This window comes from Kosakonia sp. YIM B13588 (assembly GCF_042788165.1).
GTDB lineage: Bacteria > Pseudomonadota > Gammaproteobacteria > Enterobacterales > Enterobacteriaceae > Kosakonia > Kosakonia sacchari.
Genome location: NZ_JBHZPO010000001.1, coordinates 740,170 through 760,873, shown reverse-complemented (window position 1 = coordinate 760,873; position 20,704 = coordinate 740,170). Strand labels below are relative to the sequence as shown.

The window sequence follows — 20,704 nt, the reverse complement described above, 5'->3', positions numbered from 1 at the left end:
AGGCAATGAATGCTTTTAAGCTGCTGATTACATTGCATTTGACGTCTGTTGCGCTCACCATTAGCCTGTTTGTTTTGCGTTACTGGTGGCGTTGGTCGGGTGATCCGCGTATTAACGCCCGCTGGGTGCGGGTGGTGCCGCACACGGTGGATACCGTGCTGCTGCTAAGCGGCGCAGGGTTGATGTGGGTAACAGGCTATTTGCCATTTACGGTTAAAGGCGCATGGCTGACTGAAAAGCTGTTTGGCGTTATCATCTACATCGTTTTGGGTTTTATTGCGCTGGGGCGACATCGCCCGCGCGGCCAGCAAACAGGTTTTATCGCTTTTTTGCTGGGGCTGGTGGTGCTGTACATCATCATTAAACTCGCCGCCACAAAAGTACCGATACTGGGGTAAGACATGAGATCGTTAGCTGATTTCGAATTTAACAAAGCGCCGTTATGCGACGGGATGATCCTTGTTTCCGAGCTGATTCGCGATGACTTTCCTTCACAATATGTGCAAGACGAACTGGAGCGGTTGCTCAGTCTGGCACGTGAGGAGATAGGTCAGGCAAAGCCTCAGGACTGGCAACTGGAAAAACTCGTTGAGCTGTTTTACGGCGAATGGGGTTTTAAAGATACCCGCGGCGTGTACCGTTTATCTGACGCGCTGTGGCTGGATAAAGTGCTGCAAAACCGTCAGGGTAGCGCGGTATCGCTGGGCGCGATTTTACTGTGGGTCGCCGGTCAGCTGGATATTCCCCTGACGCCGGTGATTTTCCCGACTCAGCTCATCCTGCGCGCCGAATGGCTGGATGGCGAAATGTGGCTGATTAACCCTTTTAACGGCGACACGCTGGACGAACACACGCTGGAAGTGTGGCTGAAAGGCAATATCAGCCCGGTTGCCGAGCTGTTTAATGAAGATCTTGATGAAGCCGACAACGCCGAAGTGATCCGCAAGCTGCTGGATACATTGAAGTCGGCGCTGATGGAAGAGCAGCAGATGGAACTGGCGTTGCGCGCCAGTGAAGCGCTGTTGCAGTTTAATCCCGAAGATCCGTATGAGATCCGCGATCGCGGTCTGATTTACGCGCAGCTGGATTGTGACCATGTGGCGCTGAATGATTTGAACTACTTTGTAGAGCAGTGTCCTGAGGATCCGATAAGCGAAATGATCCGTGCGCAAATCAATTCGATTGCGCACAAGCAGATTACCCTGCATTAAAGATTTGTTCCGATTCACACTCGATAAGGCGATTTTATGAAACAAAAAGTGGTCAGCATTGGCGACATTAACGTCGCGAACGACCTGCCGTTTGTACTGTTTGGTGGTATGAACGTGCTGGAATCCCGCGATTTGGCAATGCGCATTTGCGAACACTACGTCACCGTGACCCAGAAACTGGGTATCCCGTACGTGTTCAAAGCCTCTTTTGATAAAGCCAACCGTTCTTCCATCAAGTCCTACCGTGGACCGGGTCTGGAAGAGGGGATGAAAATCTTTCAGGAACTGAAACAGACCTTTGGCGTGAAAGTGATCACCGACGTGCACGAAGCCTCGCAGGCACAGCCGGTGGCTGATGTGGTGGATGTGATCCAGCTTCCTGCGTTCCTCGCGCGTCAGACCGATCTGGTTGAAGCGATGGCGAAAACAGGCGCGGTCATCAACGTGAAAAAACCGCAGTTTGTCAGCCCCGGTCAGATGGGCAACATCGTGGATAAATTCCACGAAGGGGGTAACGATAAAGTGATCCTTTGCGACCGTGGCGCGAACTTTGGTTATGACAACCTGGTGGTCGACATGCTGGGCTTCGGCGTGATGAAGAAAGTCTCCAACAACTCGCCGGTGATTTTCGATGTCACCCACGCATTACAGTGCCGCGACCCGTTCGGCGCGGCGTCTGGCGGTCGTCGTGCTCAGGTTACCGAACTGGCGCGCGCCGGGATGGCAACCGGCCTGGCAGGGCTGTTTATTGAAGCGCACCCGGATCCGGATAACGCCAAATGTGACGGCCCGTCCGCACTGCCGCTGGATAAACTGGAGCCGTTCTTAAAACAGATCAAAGCGATTGACGATCTGGTGAAAAGCTTCGGCGAACTCGATACCGAGTAAGCATAAAAAAACCCCGCGAACGCGGGGTTTTTTGTTTCTGCCCGTCAGGCAAATATCGTCATCAGGTAGGCGGCAAACAGCGCCAGGTGCGCCGCGCCATTAAGCACATTGGTTCGCCCGGTAGAGAACGAGATTTGACACAGCAGCAGCGAGGCGACCATGACAATCATTTCCGGCGCGCCAAGGCCGAATACCAGGTCATTACCGGTTAGCCACGCAATGAGCGTCACAACCGGGACGGTGAGGGAAATCGTCGCCAGTACCGAGCCAAAGAACAGGTTCATTGCGCGCTGTACCTGATTGTTCAGCACCGCTTTTAACGCACCTAACCCTTCCGGCGAGAGGATCAGCAGCGCCACCAGGAAACCGGTAAATGCCACCGGCGCATTCATTTCTGTCAGCAGCGCTTCGAGCGGCGTCGCATTCATCTTCGTCACGGCAATGACCGCAACCAGATGGATAACCAGCCACAGCGTGTGCCACAGATTACCGTGCGCGGACGGTTTGCCGTGGTGCGGATCGTCATCATCGCTTTCGTCTTCATGCTCATAAACGAACAAGCTCTGGTGCGTTTTGGTCTGGATAAGCAGAAACACGCCGTACATGGCAGCTGAGATCAACGCCACCAGCAGCGACTGACCAATGGTAAAATTGGCTTCTGGCAGCGCCATCGGGAACACCAGCACGATAATCGCCAGCGGAAACAGCGCTATCAGATACTGTTTTATGCCAAACAGATTCATATATTGCGTGGCGAACTTACGCCCGCCCAGCAACAGCGAAAAGCCCACCAGACCGCCGGTGACAATCATGATGATGGAATAGAGCGTGTCACGCATTAGTGTCGGCGCGGCGTCACCCGTTGCCATCAGTGCGGAAATCAAACTGACTTCGAGGATAACCACCGACAAGCTGAGGATCAGTGAACCATAGGGCTCGCCAAGCCGATGGGCAAGCACGTCGGCGTGGCGTACCACGCTAAACGCGCTGGATAAGATACCAACCAGTGCTAATAAATTAATGCCGATAACCGCTGGTAGTGACTGCGAACCTCCCCAGAAAAGCAGCACTGCCAGCGCCAGCACCGGGAAAATAAGGGTTGTCTCCTTGTGGCGGGTTTTCACCGCCTCATGCGTTGTTGTCATTATGATGCTCCATCACAGTGCAGGTGTTTGCGAATTATAGAGAAAAAAAGAACGGGTCATAAAATAACAAAAATCGCTGTTTTTATGGGGTTTTTTACGTAGTTTTACCCTCATCGCTTCGTTTTGTTATCAACTAAATAAAATATCCACTCTCGTTTAATTTCTATTTATCTTACAGTGGGATAAGTATTCCTGTCTGGCATTTTATCCCCTCTGCTGGCGTACCCGGTGTTTGTCGTCCAGGCTTACTTCTTTAAGCTAAAAGGAGCGTGAAATGCCATATAAAGCGAAGTCCGATCTCCCAGAGAGCGTGCAACATGTCCTGCCAGCGCATGCGCAGGAAATTTATAAAGAGGCCTTTAACAGCGCCTGGGAGCAATATAAAGACAAAGACGATCGCAAGGGTGACGCCAGCCGCGAGGAGACGGCGCACCGCGTGGCCTGGGCGGCGGTAAAAAACGATTATCAGAAAGGTGACGATGACAAATGGCATAAAAAGAAGTAACGCGCTGAAATAATTACTTTTCGCCATTTATAGCTCTATTCGATGGATTGACGCTATTGCCAGCGGCCTGTGAATTGCATAAGGTCGTAGTAAGCTGCGCTTAAAGCAGCATATGCCGGGAAGGCAGCAGTTGAGCAGTCGCACGGAAGCAGGCAGTGGCGGAGGTAGAAGATGTTAACGCGTGATTTTCTGCGAGCAGCAGATTGCAAAACGGCATTCGGCGATATTGACGAGTCGTTACTTTGGTCGGCGGAGCAGCGAGCGGCATCGCTGGCGGCGACGCTGGCGTGTCGACCAGACGATGGCCCGGTGTGGATTTTTGGCTATGGTTCGCTGATGTGGAACCCGGCGCTGGAGTTTGATGAATCCTGCACCGGTACACTAACGGGCTGGCACCGCGCATTTTGCCTGCGCTTAACCGCTGGTCGCGGCACCGCCTGCCAGCCGGGACGCATGCTGGCCCTGAAAGAGGGCGGGCGCACCACGGGGGTGGCGTACCGTTTATCCGACGACACCTTGTACGATGAGCTGACGCTGCTGTGGAAACGCGAAATGATCACCGGCTGTTACATGCCAAGCTGGTGCAAACTGGCGCTTGATGATGGCCGCACGGTGAATGCACTGGTGTTTATTATGGATCCGCGCCATCCGCTGTATGAATCCGATACGCGTGCGCAGACCATTGCCCCGCTGATTGCCGCCGCCAGCGGCCCGCTCGGCACGAATGCGCAGTATCTTTTTTCACTGGAACAGGAGCTGATTAAGCTCGGCATGCAGGATGATTGCCTGAACGATCTGGTGGGGAAAGTGCGTTTGCTGCTGGAGGGAGAAAAACCAGGCCCCGAGATGCAGCCTGGTTTTGCCTGCTAACCGCAGCCGTTAAGCGGCGACGTAGCTGATTGAGTGCTCCAGCGACTGGCTGTGGCTGTCGATCAGCACACTCCAGACGCCGCTGTACGGCACAGCCAGATAGGCGCTTGCGCGATTCTGGACACTCAGAATATCTGTTTGAGCGTTCGGCGTTCGGCTCTTCTCGCTCATCAAATGAATGTGACAACTTTCGGAACAACGAACAACTACTGTATCCCCACCAAACAACTTCAGACTTGCTTTTACCACCGCCATTTTTAACCCCGTAGTTTTTTAACAACGCGATCCGTGCGGGAAGGATCCCCGTGCGTGACTTTGTTCACAATTCACTCAGTGCATAACACCAAACGGAGGGGGTTCGAATGCTGATTTTGATCAAATAATGACGTAACGATTAAACAAAAATTACATTATTCGGCAGGGGAAGAGGACGGCGCGTAAAACCGTGGTTAAAACGCGCCGATAAAAGATTAAATGCGGAAATGACCGGCGGTTTCAGCAAGCTCGGTCGCCTGGGAGCGCAGCGCACCAGCGGCGGCCGTTGATTCAACGACCAGTTCCGCGTTTTGCTGCACCATGCGGTCAAGATCAAGCACTGCATGGTTAATTTCCTGAATCCCTTTCATCTGCTCGCTGGTGGCGACGGAAATTTCACGCATGATCACCGACACGCTGTCGATACTGGAGACAATATCCGTCATGCTGTCACCCGCCAGGCGGACAAAACGCGAACCGGTCGCCACGCTTTCGGTGGTGGAGTCGATCAGCGTTTTGATCTCTTTCGCCGCTTGTGCGCTTCGGCTGGCAAGATTGCGCACTTCGCCTGCGACCACCGCGAAACCGCGCCCTTGTTCGCCCGCGCGGGCAGCTTCAACCGAGGCGTTGAGCGCCAGGATATTGGTCTGGAAAGCAATACCGTCAATCACGCTCGTGATATCGCCAATTTTTGCCGAAGCCACTTCAATCGACTGCATCGTATTGATCGCTTGCGTCACCACCTGACCGCCGCGCGATGCCGCTTGTGACGCCACATGGGCTTGATCGTTGGCCTGTGCTGCCGCGTCTGTAGACTGCGCCACCGACGCCGTGATTTGCTCAACTGCACTGGCCGTTTCGCGCAGGCTGGAGGCCGCTTGTTCGGTTCGACCGGAGAGATCCTGGTTGCCGGCGGCAATCTGTTGCGCGGCCACTTGTACCGAATTGCTGGAATCGCGCAGTTTAACCATCACAACGGAAAGCTTGTCGCTGAAGGCGTTAAAGGCATGAGCTATTTGCGAAACCTCGTCATGTCCATCCACTGGTAAGCGCTGCGAGAGATCGTTGGTGCCGCTGCTGATGGCGTTCATCGCATCGCGCACCGTCAGCAGACGTTTAAGCAGGGTGGAGACAATCCAGTGCATCACTGCGCCTGCAATCAGCACCAGCACAATCAACGACAGTGCGGAGGCTTTAAGCTGCGCGCGCAGTCCTGCGGTCGAGTCAGCGCTATCAAGCGCTACCGCCAGCAACCAGTTTGTGCCTTTGACCGGGCTTGCCAGCAGCGCTTTATCTTCGCCGGCATACACACCTGCCACCCGTTTTCCTGCCCGCAACTGTTCGAAGCTGACGCCGCTAATGGCTTCAGTAAAGGGCTTCATAGTCAGTTTGTCGTTGGCGGCGGCAATCACTGAACCGTCACTCGCCAGCAACATACCGGTGCTGTTCGGTGTTGGGCTGATACCGCGCACGTTAGCCACCACGCTGTCCATCGATACATCGCCTGCAACCACGGCTTTTAACATACCGTTCTCTTTGACCGGAACGGCGAACGTCACCACCAGCGCACCGGTGCTGGCGTCAACATAAGGTGCAGTAACGACAGGCGCGTCGGCTTTTACCACTTGCTGATACCACGGGCGGATTGTCGGGTCGTAATCTGCCGGTACGCCGCCCGGATCGGAGAATTTGGCCGTTTTCGTGGCGTAACCAACATAAACGTTGATAAACCCACCGGCGCGCGCGATCTGCGTGAAAACCGGCACGGGATCGTCGGTTAACGCCACGCTCTGCAAGGAGGTAATCATGTTCATCTTGCTGGCGACCCAGTCGGCAATCGCAATGCTGTGACTGGCGCTGGTGCTGGAGAGAATATCCTGCTGGGTTTGTTGGCTGTGCTGGCTGGTTACCTGATAGTTAATGATGGTGTTAAGCAGCAAAGCGCCGGCGAGACATCCCGCCGTTGCTGCAATAATACGGGACTTAATCGATCTGAACATAGTTATAGTACCTGCTGTGTTGTCTTAAAGGGCTATCGGCAACACAGCAGGCAAACTTGATGACGTAACGCCACCCATAAGAAAAAAATATTAAACTCGCCGCAATATTAAAACGTTAACACTTTATCGGCCGCCAGCGTCCACTGCGCCAGTTCCACCAGCGTGCCGATCTCCACGCCGTCAATCAGCGGCAACGCGGTAATGCCACGCCCGTCGGTGCAGGTTTTACACAATTTCACCGGTACGTTTTGCGCCGTCAGAATTTCCAGCATCTGCTGGATGTTGTAGCCCTCGGCAGGTTTTTGCCCGCGCAACCCGGCGGTTACCGCATCGGACATCAAAAACAGCCGCAGTTCAGTGTCGCTATTCTGCTCACGCAGCGCGATGGCCAGCCGTAAGCTGTTGAACAGCGACTCGCTGCCGTACGCCGCGCCATTGGCGATTATCACAATCTTTTGCATCTTCACTCCTTCGATAAATAGACTTGTGGCGCTTATGCTACTGCGGCCGGACAACGGGCGAAAGGCAGTAACAACAATTACTGACCAAAGCGACCGATAAGGCCGGTGGCGGCGAGTGTGTGACCTTTCAGTTCCGCGAATAATTCTTCGCGCGTAAGCCCTTCAGGAAGCGTTGGCTTAAGCGACGTTGCGATGAGGGTGAAGGTGTAATGATGCGCGCCGCTACCTGGCGGAGGGCATGGGCCATGCCAGCGCAGATTCCCCGGCGTGTTCTTACCGCCCGTATAGCCTTTGCCATCGCGCAGATCGTTTTGTGCAAAGCCCGTGCTGGACGGGGCGATGTTATAAGCCACAAGGTGCGTTACGCCCAGCCCGGTCGCGCCTTCGGGATCGTGTACCACCAGCGCATAACTCTGTGTATTGGCTGGCGGGTTGTTCCACACCAGTGACGGCGACAGGTTTTCGCCGGTACAGTTCGGGTTATTGCTGGCGTTGCCGGCGAATTTTTTCTCCATTAAGGCGTTATCAGCAAATGCGGAAGATTGCAGGGTAAACAGCTCGCTGGCACTGGCCTGCGCGGCATAAAACAGGATCGCACCACACAAAAGTTTATGCTTAGTGTTCATGTCAGCTCTCCGGTAAGGGGTGCATTAACTGTAGCTGCAGCGCAGCGCCGGGATAAGGTTTTTCCTGGTATTTTGTCTGCGGCTGTAAAGCCCTGGCAAAACCGTTAAACTTAACGGTATGAATTATCCTCTCCTTACACTTCTGATGCTGTCACTGATAAGCGGCGTCGCCAGTGCCCGGCAGAATAGCTTCGTACAGCAAGCAGAAAACCCCTTCGATAATGACGGCGACGGTTTGCCGGATCTTGGCATGGCTGCGGAAAATGGCGCGCAGGAAAAGCATTTCGCCGAGATGGCAAAAGCATTTGGCGAAGCCAGTATGAACGATAACGGCCTGACCACCGGTGAGCAGGCGCGGCAGTTTGCTTTCGGACAATTGCGCGATGTCGTTAGCGGCGAAGTGAATCAGCAAGTGGAGTCCTGGCTTTCGCCGTGGGGCAGCGCCAGCGTGGATTTCAAAGTGGATAATGAAGGCGGGTTCACCGGCAGCCACGGCGACTGGTTTGTGCCATTGCAGGATAATAATCGCTATCTCAGTTGGAGCCAGCTTGGGCTGACGCAGCAGGACGCCGGGCTGGTGGGAAATGTTGGCGTCGGTCAGCGCTGGATCGCCGGCGACTGGCTGCTGGGCTACAACACTTTTTACGACAATCTACTTGATGACAATCTTGGTCGCGCCGGGCTGGGCGCTGAGGCCTGGGGCGAATATTTACGCTTTTCGGCAAACTACTACCAGCCAGTAAACAGCTGGGAGTACCAGACCGCCACGCTGCAACAGCGTATGGCGCGGGGCTATGATGTCACGGCGCAGGCGCGATTGCCGTTTTATCAGCAGCTCAATACCAGCGTCAGCGTCGAGCAATATTTCGGCAACAGCGTTGATCTGTTTGACACCGGCACCGGCTATCACAACCCGGTGGCGGTGAAGCTGGGGGTGAATTACACGCCGGTCCCGCTGGTGACGCTGACCGCCGAACACCGGCAAGGGGAGAGTGGGGTTAGCCAGAACGATTTGGGCCTGAAAGTGAATTATCGCTTTGGTGTACCTCTGTGGAAGCAACTTTCTGCCAGCGAGGTAGCAGAGAGCCGTTCGCTACGGGGTAGCCGCTACGACAGCCCGACGCGCAACAATGCACCGGTTTTCGAATATCGCCAGCGTAAAACACTGTCGGTATTTCTCGCCACGCCGCCGTGGGATTTGCAGCCGGGTGAAACGGTGGCGCTGAAACTGCAAATTAACAGCACGCACGGTGTACGTTCGATAACCTGGCAGGGCGACACCCAGGCGTTAAGCCTCACGCCGCCGACCAATGGGCGCAGCGGCGATGGCTGGACACTGATTATGCCGCGCTGGGATAGCGCAGAAGGTGCGACTAACCGTTGGACGTTGTCGGCACTGGTGGAAGACGAGAAAGGGCAGCGCGTTGAGTCGAACACTATCGAACTGCAGCTGACGGAGCCGGTGATCCCGCCAGCGGAAAACAGTAACACGGGCTGGACGCTGCCAGACCCGTAACCTGTCAGAAAATACGTTCCTGATGCACCCAAACTGCGGCTTCGACGCGGGATTTCAGTTTCATTTTCTTCAGCATGTGTTTGACGTGAACTTTAACCGTGCTTTCGGTGATATCCAGTCGACGGGCAATCATTTTATTTGGCAGCCCCTGGGCAATCAGCTTGAGAATGTCGCGTTCGCGTGGCGTAAGTTGGGTGATATCGCGGTCAGTGGTGGCGCGGTTGGCGCGCAGGCTGGCGGCCAGCACCGGGGTGAGCGCTTCGCTGAGTACCATCTCGCCCGCTGCGGCTTGTTGCAGCGCTTTCAGCAGATCTTCCGGCTCCATATCTTTCAGCAGGTAGCCATCTGCGCCGCGTTTTAATGCGGTCACCACGTCTTCTTCATGGTTGGAAACGCTAAACACGACAACGCGGCCTGACAGGGTTTTTTCCCGCAGCTTATCCAGCGTTTCCAGCCCGTTCATGCCTGGCATATTGAGATCCAGCAAAATCAAATCCGGGTCCAGCGATTCCGCCAGTTCAATGCCTTGCTCCCCGTTGCTGGCTTCGCCGACCACGGTGATGTCGGGAGCCATGCTGATTAACTGCTTCACGCCGGTTCGCAGCATTGGATGGTCGTCGATCAGGAGGATGGTGGCCGGATCCTGATTACTCATGGGTATCTCCTTGCATGGATGAGAGAAACGTCTCTGGTATAAACGTCACGACGACCTCGGTGCCGCCGGATGCTCCGGGGCGAACCTGGCAATCGCCGCGCAGGCTTTGCGCGCGGTCACGCATAATTATCAATCCATAATGGTTCGTCCTTTCAGCATTGACCGGGATGCCGCAACCATTGTCGGTGATGCGCAATATTACCCGGTTTTCCTGCTGTTGCACTGCGACGCTGACCGCGGTTGCGCCGGAGTGTTTTAATGCATTGCTCAGAGCCTCGCGGGCTATCTGTAACAGGTGAATTGCCTGATGTGCAGGCACCAGCCGGGGCGGGAGCTGGTAATCAAGACGCACCTGGAAACCGAAACGACCGCTGTACTCCTGGCAACTGGACTCCAGCGCCGGGCGCAGCCCTGGTTCGGTTAATTGTAAACGAAACGTGGTCAGCAACTCGCGCAGCTGCGCCCAGGAGGTATTCAGCTCGTTGCGGATCTGTCCCAGCAACTGCTGGCTGTTTTCCGGCAGCGCGTCGCCCTGCATTTGCAGGCAACTCACCTGCATCTTCATGCAGGAGAGGGACTGCGCGATGGAGTCGTGTAATTCGCGGGCTATGGTGGCGCGCTCTTCCATGACCATCAACTGCTGCTGCCTGTCCTGATGGCGATCGAGCGCCAGCGTCGCGGTGAGTTGTTCCACCAGCGTGTCGACCAGTTGCTGCTGGTCATGACTTAAATGGCGGCCCGGCGGCAGCGTTGCCAGCAGCAAACCATATTGCATGTGCGCATCCGCCAGCCGCCATTTCAGCGTGGTGCCAAAACCGCTGGATTCGGTGAGAATACCGTTGCGCGGGCATAAATGGCAGCCTTTGTCATCGCAACTGGCATCTGACTGACAGGTAAAATCCTGATGATTTTCCTCATCTTCCAGATCGTACACCCGCAGCTCAATATCATGCAGCAGGGTTAAATTCTGCAAACCATTCAATACCGGCGACAGGCGCTCGCACATCGGGATACGCGAATGCAGCCGGTGGTTAGCCTGCCATAAAAAAGACAGGATCTGGTTTTTTTGCTCAAGCCCGGCGGTTTTCTCCTGAACGCGGCGTTCCAGTATCGCGTAGCTCTCGCCCAGCTCGGCCGACATGTTATTTAACGCCTCGCCAAGTGTCGCCATCTCGTTACGCCCGCTGATACGCGCGCGCTGGGTAAAATCACGCTGACTGACCGCACGCGCCATGCTCAGTAATTGCTGCCACGGACGGAGTAGACGCGCCCGCAGCCAGACCACGGCAAACAGCAATAACAGGCCCATCACTATCGCCATGAGCCGGTGCATCACCACCACTTGTTCAATACGGTGTTCGGTGCTGCGGTCAAACGAGGTCACCAGCCGGTCGATTCGTCCAACGAAAATCGCAATAATTTCCGCCGCTTGCGCTGGTTGTTGCGCCTGTTTTATCGCCGGGACGACGTCGCTGCGCCAGTAGTTTTGCAAGGCAGCGAGCTGCGCTTGCTGGCCGTCGCGCTGTGCCGCCTGCGCCAGTTCCGGGCTGAATGCGGTGTACTCCATTTCGTCGAGCAAATATTGCTCGTCTTCATGCAGCGGAATGGCGGACAACAAGCGGTAGCTCTGCATACGCAGTGAACCGGCTTTGTTGATCGCATGTGCGCTGCCCTGAACGCCTTGTACCAGCCAGCCGGATATCGCCATGCCCGTCACACCGATAGCGGTCGACAGCAGCATCAACAACGCCAGTTGGTTAACCAGCGAGATCGGTGAAAAAAGGCGTTTTAGCATACGTGATTAAGGCTCCTCGGCCGCGTGCGGTGCGGATGGTGCTATTGTCAGCCATCGCCTGGGGTATACCCATACCTCTAAAGGATTACCCCTTTATTGCCAGCGAGCCGACAAGAGTGGGAACAATCTGAGTAGAGAAGGTCAGAACCGTGAAAAACCACACCTTTTTTGCCAGTAAACGCTACTCATAAATGAGCATGGTGATTTTTCGCTCGTGAAATGGGCTGCTTTTCCTTTGATTTATATCAACTTAACTACCGCTATAAAAACTAAGGTGGCAGGCATCAAACCGATCAGCAGAGGTGTATATGCAGCACTCAACCATCCCGGAAAAAAGTTCGTCAGCGCGGGTTATTACCGACTGGCGTCCTGAAGAACCGGCATTCTGGCAACAGCAGGGCCATAAGATTGCGAGCCGCAACTTGTGGATCTCCGTGCCTTGTCTTCTTCTGGCTTTCTGCGTCTGGATGCTTTTTAGCGCAGTCGCCGTCAATCTCCCGAAAGTGGGTTTTCAGTTTACCACCGACCAGCTCTTTATGCTGACAGCGTTGCCATCCGTGTCCGGCGCACTGTTACGCGTACCGTACTCTTTTATGGTGCCGGTGTTCGGCGGTCGTCGCTGGACAGCTTTCAGTACCGGGATCTTAATCATTCCGTGTGTGTGGTTGGGTTTTGCCGTACAGGATCTGAGCACGCCGTTTAGCACGTTTATCATTATCTCTTTGCTGTGCGGTTTCGCGGGTGCGAACTTTGCTTCCAGCATGGCAAATATCAGCTTCTTTTTTCCGAAACAGAAGCAGGGCGGCGCGCTCGGCATCAACGGTGGCTTTGGCAACCTCGGCGTGAGTGTGATGCAGTTGATTGCACCGCTGGCGGTGTCGTTTTCCATTTTTGCCGCCTTTGGCGGTACCGGTGTTGCACAACCTGATGGTTCGTTGTTGTACCTCGAAAACGCCGCCTGGATATGGGTACCGTTACTGGCGGTGTTTACCCTGGCTGCCTGGTTCGGGATGAATGAGCTGGCGACCTCTAAAGCCTCGCTTAGCGCGCAACTTCCGGTACTCAAGCGTTCGCACCTGTGGATCATGAGCTTCCTTTATCTGGCAACTTTCGGCTCGTTTATCGGCTTTTCTGCCGGTTTTGCGATGCTGTCGAAAACCCAGTTCCCGGAAGTGCAGATCCTGCATTTCGCCTTCTTCGGCCCGCTGGTGGGCGCACTGGCACGCTCCGCAGGCGGTGCGATTTCTGACCGTCTGGGCGGAACTCGCGTAACGCTGGTGAACTTCGTGGTGATGGCCATTTTCAGCGCCTTACTGTTCCTGACCCTGCCTTCGGGCGGCACTGGCGGCAATTTCACCGCGTTCTTCTGCGTCTTCCTCGTGCTGTTCCTGACGGCCGGGCTGGGTAGTGGTTCGACATTCCAGATGATTTCGGTGATTTTCCGTAAAAAAACCATGGAACGCGTACAACAACGTGGCGGCAGTGAAAGCGAAGCAATGCGTGAAGCCGCCACCGAAACAGCCGCAGCGCTGGGCTTTATCTCGGCAATTGGCGCGATTGGCGGTTTCTTTATTCCGAAAGCATTCGGCACTTCACTGGCGTTGACCGGCTCACCGGCAGGCGCGATGAAAGTGTTTCTCGTGTTCTATATCGCCTGCGTGGTCATCACCTGGGCGATATACGGGCGTAAAAAACAATAACACTCAGTAAATGTTGATTATCCTTGCGCGGTGAAAGCCGCGCTTTTTTTACATCTACCTTAGTTACAACATACTATAAATTATCACTGCAGCCGTGCTGCGGAAACCTCTGTGACAGACATCACTTTGCAGGTTCATCTACCCCTTAATACCCCGGAACGCGGAATTATCTGCTTGTGCCGCTGCGAGTTCATATAAAAACATTATTTATCAATGCCTTAAAAAATAGAAATCCCTAACTCTTTGTGGGTACTCCGTCAGATGCGTGCAGAAACGAAGCTTGAGCAGCTTGATCACCATCAATTCTCTTTGTCTTTGTGGGGGTTACCTTCGCCGCAATTGCAGCAATGTCGATTTACCAAGAGAGCCTGACAGGCTCCAACAGGAGAACCCCCGATGAGTAAATTCCTGGACCGGTTTCGCTACTTCAAACAGAAAGGCGAAACCTTTGCCGATGGGCACGGCCAGCTCTTAAACACCAACCGGGACTGGGAGGATGGATACCGTAACCGCTGGCAGCACGACAAAATCGTGCGTTCTACCCATGGCGTAAACTGCACGGGCTCGTGCAGCTGGCAGATCTTCGTGAAGAACGGTCTGGTCACCTGGGAAACCCAGCAGACTGACTACCCACGCACCCGCCCGGACATGCCGAACCACGAACCGCGTGGCTGCCCGCGTGGCGCCAGCTACTCCTGGTACCTCTATAGTGCGAACCGCCTGAAATACCCCCTGATGCGTAAACGCCTGATCAAACTGTGGCGTGAAGCAAAAGCGCAGCACAGCGATCCGGTTAATGCCTGGGCTTCCATCATCGAAGATGCGGAAAAAGCGAAGAGCTTTAAACAGGCACGTGGTCGCGGTGGTTTCGTGCGTTCCTCCTGGCAGGAAGTGAATGAGCTGATTGCTGCTTCGAACGTTTACACCGTGAAAACGTACGGCCCGGACCGTGTCGCGGGCTTCTCGCCAATCCCGGCAATGTCGATGGTTTCTTACGCTTCTGGCGCGCGTTATCTCTCGCTGCTGGGCGGCACCTGCCTGAGTTTCTACGACTGGTACTGCGATTTGCCGCCAGCTTCTCCGCAAACCTGGGGCGAACAGACCGACGTGCCGGAATCTGCCGACTGGTACAACTCCAGCTACATTATCGCCTGGGGTTCCAACGTTCCGCAGACCCGTACGCCGGACGCCCACTTCTTTACCGAAGTGCGCTACAAAGGCACCAAAACGGTTGCGGTAACGCCGGACTACGCCGAAATCGCCAAACTGTGTGACTTGTGGCTGGCACCGAAGCAGGGCACCGATGCGGCAATGGCGCTGGCGATGGGCCACGTCATGCTGCGTGAATTCCACCTCGATAAACCGAGCCAGTACTTCACCGATTACGTTCGCCGTTATACCGACATGCCGATGCTGGTCATGCTCGAAGAGCGCGACGGTTACTATGCGGCAGGCCGCATGCTGCGCGCCGCCGATCTGGTGGATGCGCTGGGTCAGGAAAATAATCCGGAGTGGAAAACCGTTGCGCTTGATAGCGAAGGCAACCTGACCGCGCCGAACGGCTCCATCGGTTTCCGCTGGGGTGAAAAAGGCAAATGGAACCTTGAGCAGCGTGACGGCAGCAATGGTGCTGATGTTGAACTGAACCTCAGCCTGCTGGGTAAACAGGACGATATCGCGCAGGTCGGCTTCCCGTATTTCGGTGGTGACAATACTGAGCATTTTGCCGGCGTTGAACTCGATAACGTCCTGATGCACAAACTGCCGGTTAAACGCCTGCAACTGGCCGATGGCACCACTGCGCTGGTGACCACGGTTTACGACCTGACCATGGCGAACTACGGCCTGGATCGCGGTCTGGGTGATGAAAACTGCGCAACCCGTTACGACGAAATAAAAGCCTACACACCGGCATGGGCTGAGAAAGTTACCGGGGTTTCGCAGTCGCAAATTATTCGCATCGCCCGTGAATTCGCCGATAACGCCGATAAAACACATGGCCGTTCGATGGTTATCATCGGCGCCGGGATGAACCACTGGTATCACCTTGATATGAACTACCGTGGGATCATCAATATGCTGGTCTTCTGCGGTTGCGTGGGACAGAGCGGCGGCGGCTGGGCACACTACGTTGGCCAGGAAAAACTGCGTCCGCAAACCGGCTGGCAGCCGCTGGCATTTGCCCTCGACTGGCAGCGTCCGGCGCGTCACATGAACAGCACCTCCTACTTCTATAACCACTCCAGCCAGTGGCGTTATGAGACGGTAACCGCGCAGGAATTCCTGTCGCCGTTAGCGGATAAATCCCGCTACACCGGCCATCTGATTGACTTTAACGTGCGCGCTGAGCGTATGGGATGGCTACCGTCTGCGCCGCAACTGGGCACCAACCCGCTGCGTATCGCCGCTGAAGCAGAAAAAGCGGGCATGAGCGCGGTCGATTACACCGTTAAATCGCTGAAAGACGGTTCACTGCGTTTCGCGGCAGAACAGCCGGAAAACGGCAAAAACCACCCGCGTAACCTGTTTATCTGGCGCTCCAACCTGTTGGGTTCTTCCGGTAAGGGCCACGAGTTTATGCTCAAGTACCTGCTGGGCACCGAACACGGTATTCAGGGCAAAGATCTGGGCAAACAGGGCGGCGTGAAACCGGAAGAAGTGGAATGGCATGACAACGGCCTCGACGGGAAACTGGATCTGGTGGTTACCCTCGATTTCCGTCTGTCCAGCACCTGTCTCTACTCGGATATTGTGCTGCCAACCGCAACCTGGTACGAAAAAGACGACATGAATACCTCGGATATGCATCCGTTTATTCATCCGCTTTCTGCCGCTGTTGACCCGGCATGGGAATCCAAAAGCGACTGGGAAATCTACAAAGGCATCGCCAAATCCTTCTCAGCGCTGTGTGTAGGACATTTAGGCAAAGAGACCGATGTCGTGACGCTGCCGATTCAGCATGATTCCGCCGCTGAACTGGCGCAGCCGCTGGGTGTGAAAGACTGGAAGAAAGGCGAATGTGATCTGATCCCGGGCAAAACCGCGCCGCATATTATTCCGGTGGAACGCGACTACCCGGCAACCTACGAGCGCTTTACCTCTATCGGCCCGCTGATGGAAAAAATCGGCAACGGTGGTAAAGGCATCGCCTGGAATACCCAGAGCGAAATGGATCTGCTGCGTAAGCTGAACTACACCAAAGCGGACGGCCCGGCGAAAGGACAGCCGATGCTCAATACCGCCATCGATGCGGCGGAAATGATCCTCACGCTGGCACCGGAAACCAACGGCCATGTGGCAGTTAAAGCCTGGGCTGCGCTGAGTGAATTTACCGGCCGCGATCATACGCATCTGGCCACGAATAAAGAGGAAGAGAAGATCCGCTTCCGCGATATTCAGGCTCAGCCGCGCAAAATCATCTCCAGCCCGACCTGGTCAGGCCTTGAAGATGAGCACGTTTCCTACAACGCCGGTTACACCAACGTGCATGAGCTGATCCCGTGGCGCACGCTCTCTGGTCGTCAACAGTTGTATCAGGATCATCAGTGGATGCGTGACTTCGGCGAAAGCCTGCTGGTTTACCGTCCGCCGATTGACACCCATTCGGTGAAAGAAGTGATGGGTGCGAAATCCAACGGTAACCCGGAAAAAGCGTTGAACTTCCTGACGCCACACCAGAAATGGGGCATCCACTCTACCTACAGCGACAACCTGCTGATGCTGACGCTGGGGCGCGGTGGTCCGGTGGTGTGGATGAGTGATAAAGATGCCAAAGAGATCGGTATTGAGGATAACGACTGGATTGAAGTCTTTAACGCCAACGGTGCGTTGACGGCTCGTGCGGTTGTCAGCCAGCGTGTGCCAGCCGGTATGACCATGATGTACCACGCGCAGGAACGTATTGTGAACCTGCCAGGTTCAGAAATTACCGGGCAGCGCGGCGGGATCCACAACTCCGTTACCCGTATTACCCCGAAACCGACCCATATGATCGGCGGCTACGCCCAGCTGGCTTATGGCTTTAACTACTACGGCACGGTCGGTTCCAACCGCGATGAGTTCGTGGTGGTGCGTAAGATGAAGAACATTAACTGGTTGGATGGCGAAGGCAATGACCAGGTACAGGAGAGCGCAAAATGAAAATTCGTTCACAAGTCGGCATGGTGCTGAATCTCGATAAGTGCATCGGCTGTCATACCTGTTCAGTGACTTGTAAAAACGTCTGGACCAGCCGTGAAGGTATGGAGTACGCATGGTTCAATAACGTGGAAACCAAACCGGGCACCGGCTTCCCGACCGACTGGGAAAACCAGGAAAAATGGAAGGGCGGTTGGATCCGCAAAATTAACGGCAAACTGCAACCGCGGATGGGTAACCGTCCGATGTTGCTGGGTAAAATTTTCTCTAACCCGCACATGCCGGAAATTGATGATTACTACGAGCCGTTTGATTTTGACTACCAGCGCCTGCATAACGCGCCGGAAGGTAAACATCAGCCGATTGCCCGCCCGCGTTCAGTAATAACCGGTCAGCGGATGGACAAAATCACCGCTGGCCCGAACTGGGAAGATGATTTGGGTGGCGAGTTCGACAAGCTGAGCCGCGATCAGAACTTCGAGAATATGCAGAAGGCGATGTACGGCCAGTTTGAAAACACCTTCATGATGTATCTGCCGCGCCTGTGCGAACACTGCCTGAACCCGGCCTGTGTCGCGACCTGCCCGAGCGGTGCTATCTACAAGCGTGAAGAAGACGGCATTGTGCTGATCGATCAGGATAAATGCCGCGGCTGGCGCATGTGCGTGACCGGCTGCCCGTACAAAAAAATCTACTTCAACTGGAAGAGCGGCAAATCTGAGAAGTGCATCTTCTGCTACCCGCGTATTGAAGCGGGCATGCCGACAGTCTGCGCGGAAACCTGTGTCGGTCGTATTCGTTACCTCGGCGTTCTGTTGTACGACGCAGACGCGATTGAAAATGCAGCCAGCACTGAGAGCGAAAAAGATCTCTACCAGCGTCAACTGGATGTGTTCCTCGATCCAAACGACCCGGCGGTGATCGCCCAGGCGCTGGAAGATGGCGTGCCGCAGAGCGTGATTGACGCGGCGCAGAAATCGCCGGTCTACAAAATGGCGATGGACTGGAAACTGGCGCTGCCGCTGCATCCGGAATACCGCACATTGCCGATGGTCTGGTACGTGCCACCTCTGTCACCGATCCAGTCAGCCGCTGATGCGGGCGAGCTGGGCAGCAACGGCATTCTGCCGGATGTGGAAAGTCTGCGTATTCCGGTGCAGTACCTGGCGAACCTGCTGACCGCAGGCGATACCGGTCCGGTTCTGCTGGCGCTGAAACGTATGCTGGCAATGCGCCACTTCAAACGTGCGGAAACGGTTGATGGCGTTGAAGATACCCGCGCGCTGGAAGAAGTTGGCCTGACAACCGCCCAGGCGCAGGAGATGTACCGTTACCTTGCGATTGCTAACTACGAAGATCGTTTTGTGGTGCCGTCGAGCCACCGTGAGCTGGCGCGTGAAGCCTTCCCGGAGAAAAACGGTTGTGGCTTTAGCTTCGGCGATGGTTGCCACGGTTCGGACACCAAATTCAACCTGTTCAACAGCCGTCGTATTGACGCGGTGGATGTGACAGTGAAAACGGAGCCGCACCCATGATTGAACTGGTGGTTATTTCCCGTTTGCTTGAGTACCCGGATGCTGCCTTATGGCAGCACCAGCAGGAAGTTTTCGATGCGCTGGCGTCGGGTGAAAACCTGACCAAAGCCGACGCTCAGCAGGTTGGCGTCTTCCTGCGTGATCTGACGTCTCAGGATCTGCTGGACGCGCAAGCGAACTACAGCGAATTGTTCGATCGTGGTCGCGCAACCTCACTGCTGCTGTTCGAACACGTCCACGGTGAGTCCCGCGATCGCGGGCAGGCGATGGTCGATCTGCTGGCGCAATATGAGCGCCACGGCTTGCAACTGGATAGCCGTGAGTTGCCGGATCATCTGCCGCTCTATCTGGAATATCTGGCGCAGTTGCCCCTGGTTGAAGCTATCGGTGGTTTGCAGGATATCGCGCCGATCCTCGCGCTGTTAAAAGCGCGTTTAGCGCAGCGCGAAAGCCACTATGCAACGCTGTTCGATGCGTTGTTGTCGCTGGCGAATACACAGGTGGATAACGCGCAGGTCGCGGAAAAAATTGCCGGTGAAGCCCGCGATGATACGCCGCAGGCGCTGGATGCCGTGTGGGAAGAGGAGCAGGTGAAATTCTTCGCCGAACAGGGCTGCGGTGATTCTGATATCACCGCGCATCAGCGTCGTTTTGCGGGTGCCGTTGCGCCGCAATATCTGAATATCACAACAGGAGGAGAGCGCTAATGCACTTCCTTAATATGTTCTTCTTTGACATCTATCCGTATATTGCCGGGGCAGTTTTCCTGCTCGGCAGTTGGCTGCGCTACGACTATGGTCAGTACAGCTGGCGGGCGGGCTCCAGCCAGATGCTGGATCGTAAAGGGATGACGCTGGCTTCGAACCTGTTCCATATCGGTATTCTCGGGATTTTTGCCGGTCACTTCCTTGGTATGTTAACGCCGCACTGGATGTATGAATCCTTCCTGCCGATTGAAGTGAAACAGAAGATGGCAATGATTGGCGGCGGTGCCAGCGGTGTGCTGTGTCTGGTTGGCGGTTTGTTGCTGCTGAAACGCCGCTTGTTCAACCCGCGTATTCGCGCGACTTCAACCGCGGCGGATATCCTGATCATGTCGCTGCTGATGGTGCAGTGTGCGCTGGGTCTGTTGACCATTCCGTTCTCTGCGCAGCATATGGACGGCAGCGAAATGATGAAACTGGTTGGCTGGGCACAGTCGGTTGTGACGTTCCATGTTGGCGCTTCCGCGCACCTTGAGGGCGTAGCCTTTATTTACCGCGTGCATCTGGTGCTGGGCATGACGCTGTTTGTGTTGTTCCCGTTCTCCCGCCTGGTACATATCTGGAGCGCGCCGGTGGAGTACCTGACACGCAAATACCAGATTGTTCGCGCCCGTCGCTAATCATCAGTCATCAGAAAAAAC

Annotated in this window: 18 protein-coding genes; 11 read left to right on the top strand and 7 right to left on the bottom strand. The window is 55.1% G+C overall.

Translation table 11 applies throughout. The features are described from left to right. Positions 1 to 5: 5 nt before the first annotated feature. Genes sirB2 through kdsA form a run of 3 tightly spaced genes read left to right on the top strand, consistent with a single transcriptional unit; the run spans position 6 to position 2,099 of the window. The gene (sirB2, locus tag ACFX4U_RS03585) at positions 6 to 398 is read left to right on the top strand and encodes an invasion regulator SirB2 (RefSeq protein ID WP_313507551.1); all 393 of its coding nucleotides are present in this window, start codon (positions 6 to 8) and stop codon (positions 396 to 398) included. A gap of 3 nt (positions 399 to 401) precedes the next feature. Then, positions 402 to 1,211, top strand: a complete 810-nt coding sequence (gene sirB1, locus ACFX4U_RS03580) for an invasion regulator SirB1 (RefSeq protein ID WP_016495810.1) — start codon at positions 402 to 404, stop codon at positions 1,209 to 1,211. A gap of 36 nt (positions 1,212 to 1,247) precedes the next feature. Beyond that, positions 1,248 to 2,099, top strand: a complete 852-nt coding sequence (kdsA, locus tag ACFX4U_RS03575; RefSeq protein WP_200550802.1) for a 3-deoxy-8-phosphooctulonate synthase — start codon at positions 1,248 to 1,250, stop codon at positions 2,097 to 2,099. Between the two features lie 44 nt (positions 2,100 to 2,143). Here the strand turns inward: kdsA and chaA are convergent, their stop codons facing one another. Beyond that, a complete protein-coding gene (chaA, locus tag ACFX4U_RS03570) occupies positions 2,144 to 3,244 on the bottom strand; it encodes a sodium-potassium/proton antiporter ChaA (protein ID WP_313507554.1) in 1,101 nt (366 codons plus the stop codon). Between the two features lie 274 nt (positions 3,245 to 3,518). On the opposite strand from chaA, the gene chaB reads away from it, so the two are divergent. Further along, positions 3,519 to 3,749 (top strand): putative cation transport regulator ChaB, encoded by a 231-nt coding sequence (chaB, locus tag ACFX4U_RS03565; protein ID WP_016495813.1) that lies wholly within the window; start codon positions 3,519 to 3,521, stop codon positions 3,747 to 3,749. Positions 3,750 to 3,920: 171 nt separating this feature from the next. Further along, positions 3,921 to 4,619 (top strand): gamma-glutamylcyclotransferase, encoded by a 699-nt coding sequence (locus ACFX4U_RS03560; protein WP_305735900.1) that lies wholly within the window; start codon positions 3,921 to 3,923, stop codon positions 4,617 to 4,619. A gap of 9 nt (positions 4,620 to 4,628) precedes the next feature. Here ACFX4U_RS03560 and ACFX4U_RS03555 read toward each other — a convergent pair whose 3' ends face one another. The 4 genes from ACFX4U_RS03555 to ACFX4U_RS03540 all read right to left on the bottom strand — a co-directional run bounded on the left by ACFX4U_RS03555 (position 4,629) and on the right by ACFX4U_RS03540 (position 7,961). Next, positions 4,629 to 4,874: a DUF1883 domain-containing protein gene (locus tag ACFX4U_RS03555; protein ID WP_016495815.1), complete on the bottom strand. Its 246-nt coding sequence runs from the start codon at positions 4,872 to 4,874 to the stop codon at positions 4,629 to 4,631. 215 nt (positions 4,875 to 5,089) lie between these two features. Next, complete coding sequence (locus ACFX4U_RS03550; protein ID WP_313507556.1) at positions 5,090 to 6,874, bottom strand: methyl-accepting chemotaxis protein; 1,785 nt, start codon at positions 6,872 to 6,874, stop codon at positions 5,090 to 5,092. A 107-nt stretch (positions 6,875 to 6,981) separates the two neighbouring features. After that, positions 6,982 to 7,335, bottom strand: a complete 354-nt coding sequence (locus ACFX4U_RS03545; RefSeq protein WP_305735902.1) for a DsrE/DsrF/TusD sulfur relay family protein — start codon at positions 7,333 to 7,335, stop codon at positions 6,982 to 6,984. A 77-nt stretch (positions 7,336 to 7,412) separates the two neighbouring features. Further along, a complete protein-coding gene (locus ACFX4U_RS03540; protein ID WP_313507559.1) occupies positions 7,413 to 7,961 on the bottom strand; it encodes a YbhB/YbcL family Raf kinase inhibitor-like protein in 549 nt (182 codons plus the stop codon). A gap of 145 nt (positions 7,962 to 8,106) precedes the next feature. Between ACFX4U_RS03540 and ACFX4U_RS03535 the strand changes: the two genes are divergently transcribed. Continuing rightward, positions 8,107 to 9,477, top strand: a complete 1,371-nt coding sequence (locus ACFX4U_RS03535; RefSeq protein WP_313507561.1) for a YchO/YchP family invasin — start codon at positions 8,107 to 8,109, stop codon at positions 9,475 to 9,477. A 4-nt stretch (positions 9,478 to 9,481) separates the two neighbouring features. Here ACFX4U_RS03535 and narL read toward each other — a convergent pair whose 3' ends face one another. Together narL and narX are read right to left on the bottom strand one after the other, a co-directional pair. After that, positions 9,482 to 10,132, bottom strand: a complete 651-nt coding sequence (gene narL / locus ACFX4U_RS03530) for a two-component system response regulator NarL (protein ID WP_016495820.1) — start codon at positions 10,130 to 10,132, stop codon at positions 9,482 to 9,484. Then, complete coding sequence (narX, locus tag ACFX4U_RS03525) at positions 10,125 to 11,927, bottom strand: nitrate/nitrite two-component system sensor histidine kinase NarX (RefSeq protein ID WP_305735905.1); 1,803 nt, start codon at positions 11,925 to 11,927, stop codon at positions 10,125 to 10,127. The genes narL and narX overlap by 8 nt, the downstream gene beginning before the upstream one ends. A gap of 308 nt (positions 11,928 to 12,235) precedes the next feature. Here narX and ACFX4U_RS03520 point away from each other — a divergent pair, with 308 nt between their 5' ends. The 5 genes from ACFX4U_RS03520 to narI all read left to right on the top strand — a co-directional run bounded on the left by ACFX4U_RS03520 (position 12,236) and on the right by narI (position 20,683). Then, positions 12,236 to 13,627 carry a NarK family nitrate/nitrite MFS transporter gene (locus ACFX4U_RS03520; RefSeq protein ID WP_313507563.1) on the top strand — a complete coding sequence of 464 codons (1,392 nt, stop codon included), beginning with the start codon at positions 12,236 to 12,238 and terminating at the stop codon, positions 13,625 to 13,627. Positions 13,628 to 14,023: 396 nt separating this feature from the next. Further along, positions 14,024 to 17,767 carry a nitrate reductase subunit alpha gene (locus tag ACFX4U_RS03515; RefSeq protein WP_305735907.1) on the top strand — a complete coding sequence of 1,248 codons (3,744 nt, stop codon included), beginning with the start codon at positions 14,024 to 14,026 and terminating at the stop codon, positions 17,765 to 17,767. Further along, the gene (gene narH / locus ACFX4U_RS03510) at positions 17,764 to 19,299 is read left to right on the top strand and encodes a nitrate reductase subunit beta (RefSeq protein ID WP_313507565.1); all 1,536 of its coding nucleotides are present in this window, start codon (positions 17,764 to 17,766) and stop codon (positions 19,297 to 19,299) included. Before ACFX4U_RS03515 ends, narH begins: the two co-directional genes overlap by 4 nt. Then, complete coding sequence (gene narJ / locus ACFX4U_RS03505) at positions 19,296 to 20,006, top strand: nitrate reductase molybdenum cofactor assembly chaperone (RefSeq protein ID WP_313507567.1); 711 nt, start codon at positions 19,296 to 19,298, stop codon at positions 20,004 to 20,006. The genes narH and narJ overlap by 4 nt, the downstream gene beginning before the upstream one ends. Then, the gene (gene narI, locus ACFX4U_RS03500) at positions 20,006 to 20,683 is read left to right on the top strand and encodes a respiratory nitrate reductase subunit gamma (protein WP_017457155.1); all 678 of its coding nucleotides are present in this window, start codon (positions 20,006 to 20,008) and stop codon (positions 20,681 to 20,683) included. The genes narJ and narI overlap by 1 nt, the downstream gene beginning before the upstream one ends. Positions 20,684 to 20,704: the final 21 nt, after the last annotated feature.

Bases quoted from the DNA above. Each gene is read 5' to 3' on its own strand.
- sirB2 (WP_313507551.1), top strand. From the start codon at position 6: ATGAATGCTTTTAAGCTGCTGATTACATTGCATTTGACGTCTGTTGCG.
- sirB1 (WP_016495810.1), top strand. From the start codon at position 402: ATGAGATCGTTAGCTGATTTCGAATTTAACAAAGCGCCGTTATGCGAC.
- kdsA (WP_200550802.1), top strand. From the start codon at position 1,248: ATGAAACAAAAAGTGGTCAGCATTGGCGACATTAACGTCGCGAACGAC.
- chaA (WP_313507554.1), bottom strand. From the start codon at position 3,244: ATGACAACAACGCATGAGGCGGTGAAAACCCGCCACAAGGAGACAACC.
- chaB (WP_016495813.1), top strand. From the start codon at position 3,519: ATGCCATATAAAGCGAAGTCCGATCTCCCAGAGAGCGTGCAACATGTC.
- ACFX4U_RS03560 (WP_305735900.1), top strand. From the start codon at position 3,921: ATGTTAACGCGTGATTTTCTGCGAGCAGCAGATTGCAAAACGGCATTC.
- ACFX4U_RS03555 (WP_016495815.1), bottom strand. From the start codon at position 4,874: ATGGCGGTGGTAAAAGCAAGTCTGAAGTTGTTTGGTGGGGATACAGTA.
- ACFX4U_RS03550 (WP_313507556.1), bottom strand. From the start codon at position 6,874: ATGTTCAGATCGATTAAGTCCCGTATTATTGCAGCAACGGCGGGATGT.
- ACFX4U_RS03545 (WP_305735902.1), bottom strand. From the start codon at position 7,335: ATGCAAAAGATTGTGATAATCGCCAATGGCGCGGCGTACGGCAGCGAG.
- ACFX4U_RS03540 (WP_313507559.1), bottom strand. From the start codon at position 7,961: ATGAACACTAAGCATAAACTTTTGTGTGGTGCGATCCTGTTTTATGCC.
- ACFX4U_RS03535 (WP_313507561.1), top strand. From the start codon at position 8,107: ATGCTGTCACTGATAAGCGGCGTCGCCAGTGCCCGGCAGAATAGCTTC.
- narL (WP_016495820.1), bottom strand. From the start codon at position 10,132: ATGAGTAATCAGGATCCGGCCACCATCCTCCTGATCGACGACCATCCA.
- narX (WP_305735905.1), bottom strand. From the start codon at position 11,927: ATGCTAAAACGCCTTTTTTCACCGATCTCGCTGGTTAACCAACTGGCG.
- ACFX4U_RS03520 (WP_313507563.1), top strand. From the start codon at position 12,236: ATGCAGCACTCAACCATCCCGGAAAAAAGTTCGTCAGCGCGGGTTATT.
- ACFX4U_RS03515 (WP_305735907.1), top strand. From the start codon at position 14,024: ATGAGTAAATTCCTGGACCGGTTTCGCTACTTCAAACAGAAAGGCGAA.
- narH (WP_313507565.1), top strand. From the start codon at position 17,764: ATGAAAATTCGTTCACAAGTCGGCATGGTGCTGAATCTCGATAAGTGC.
- narJ (WP_313507567.1), top strand. From the start codon at position 19,296: ATGATTGAACTGGTGGTTATTTCCCGTTTGCTTGAGTACCCGGATGCT.
- narI (WP_017457155.1), top strand. From the start codon at position 20,006: ATGCACTTCCTTAATATGTTCTTCTTTGACATCTATCCGTATATTGCC.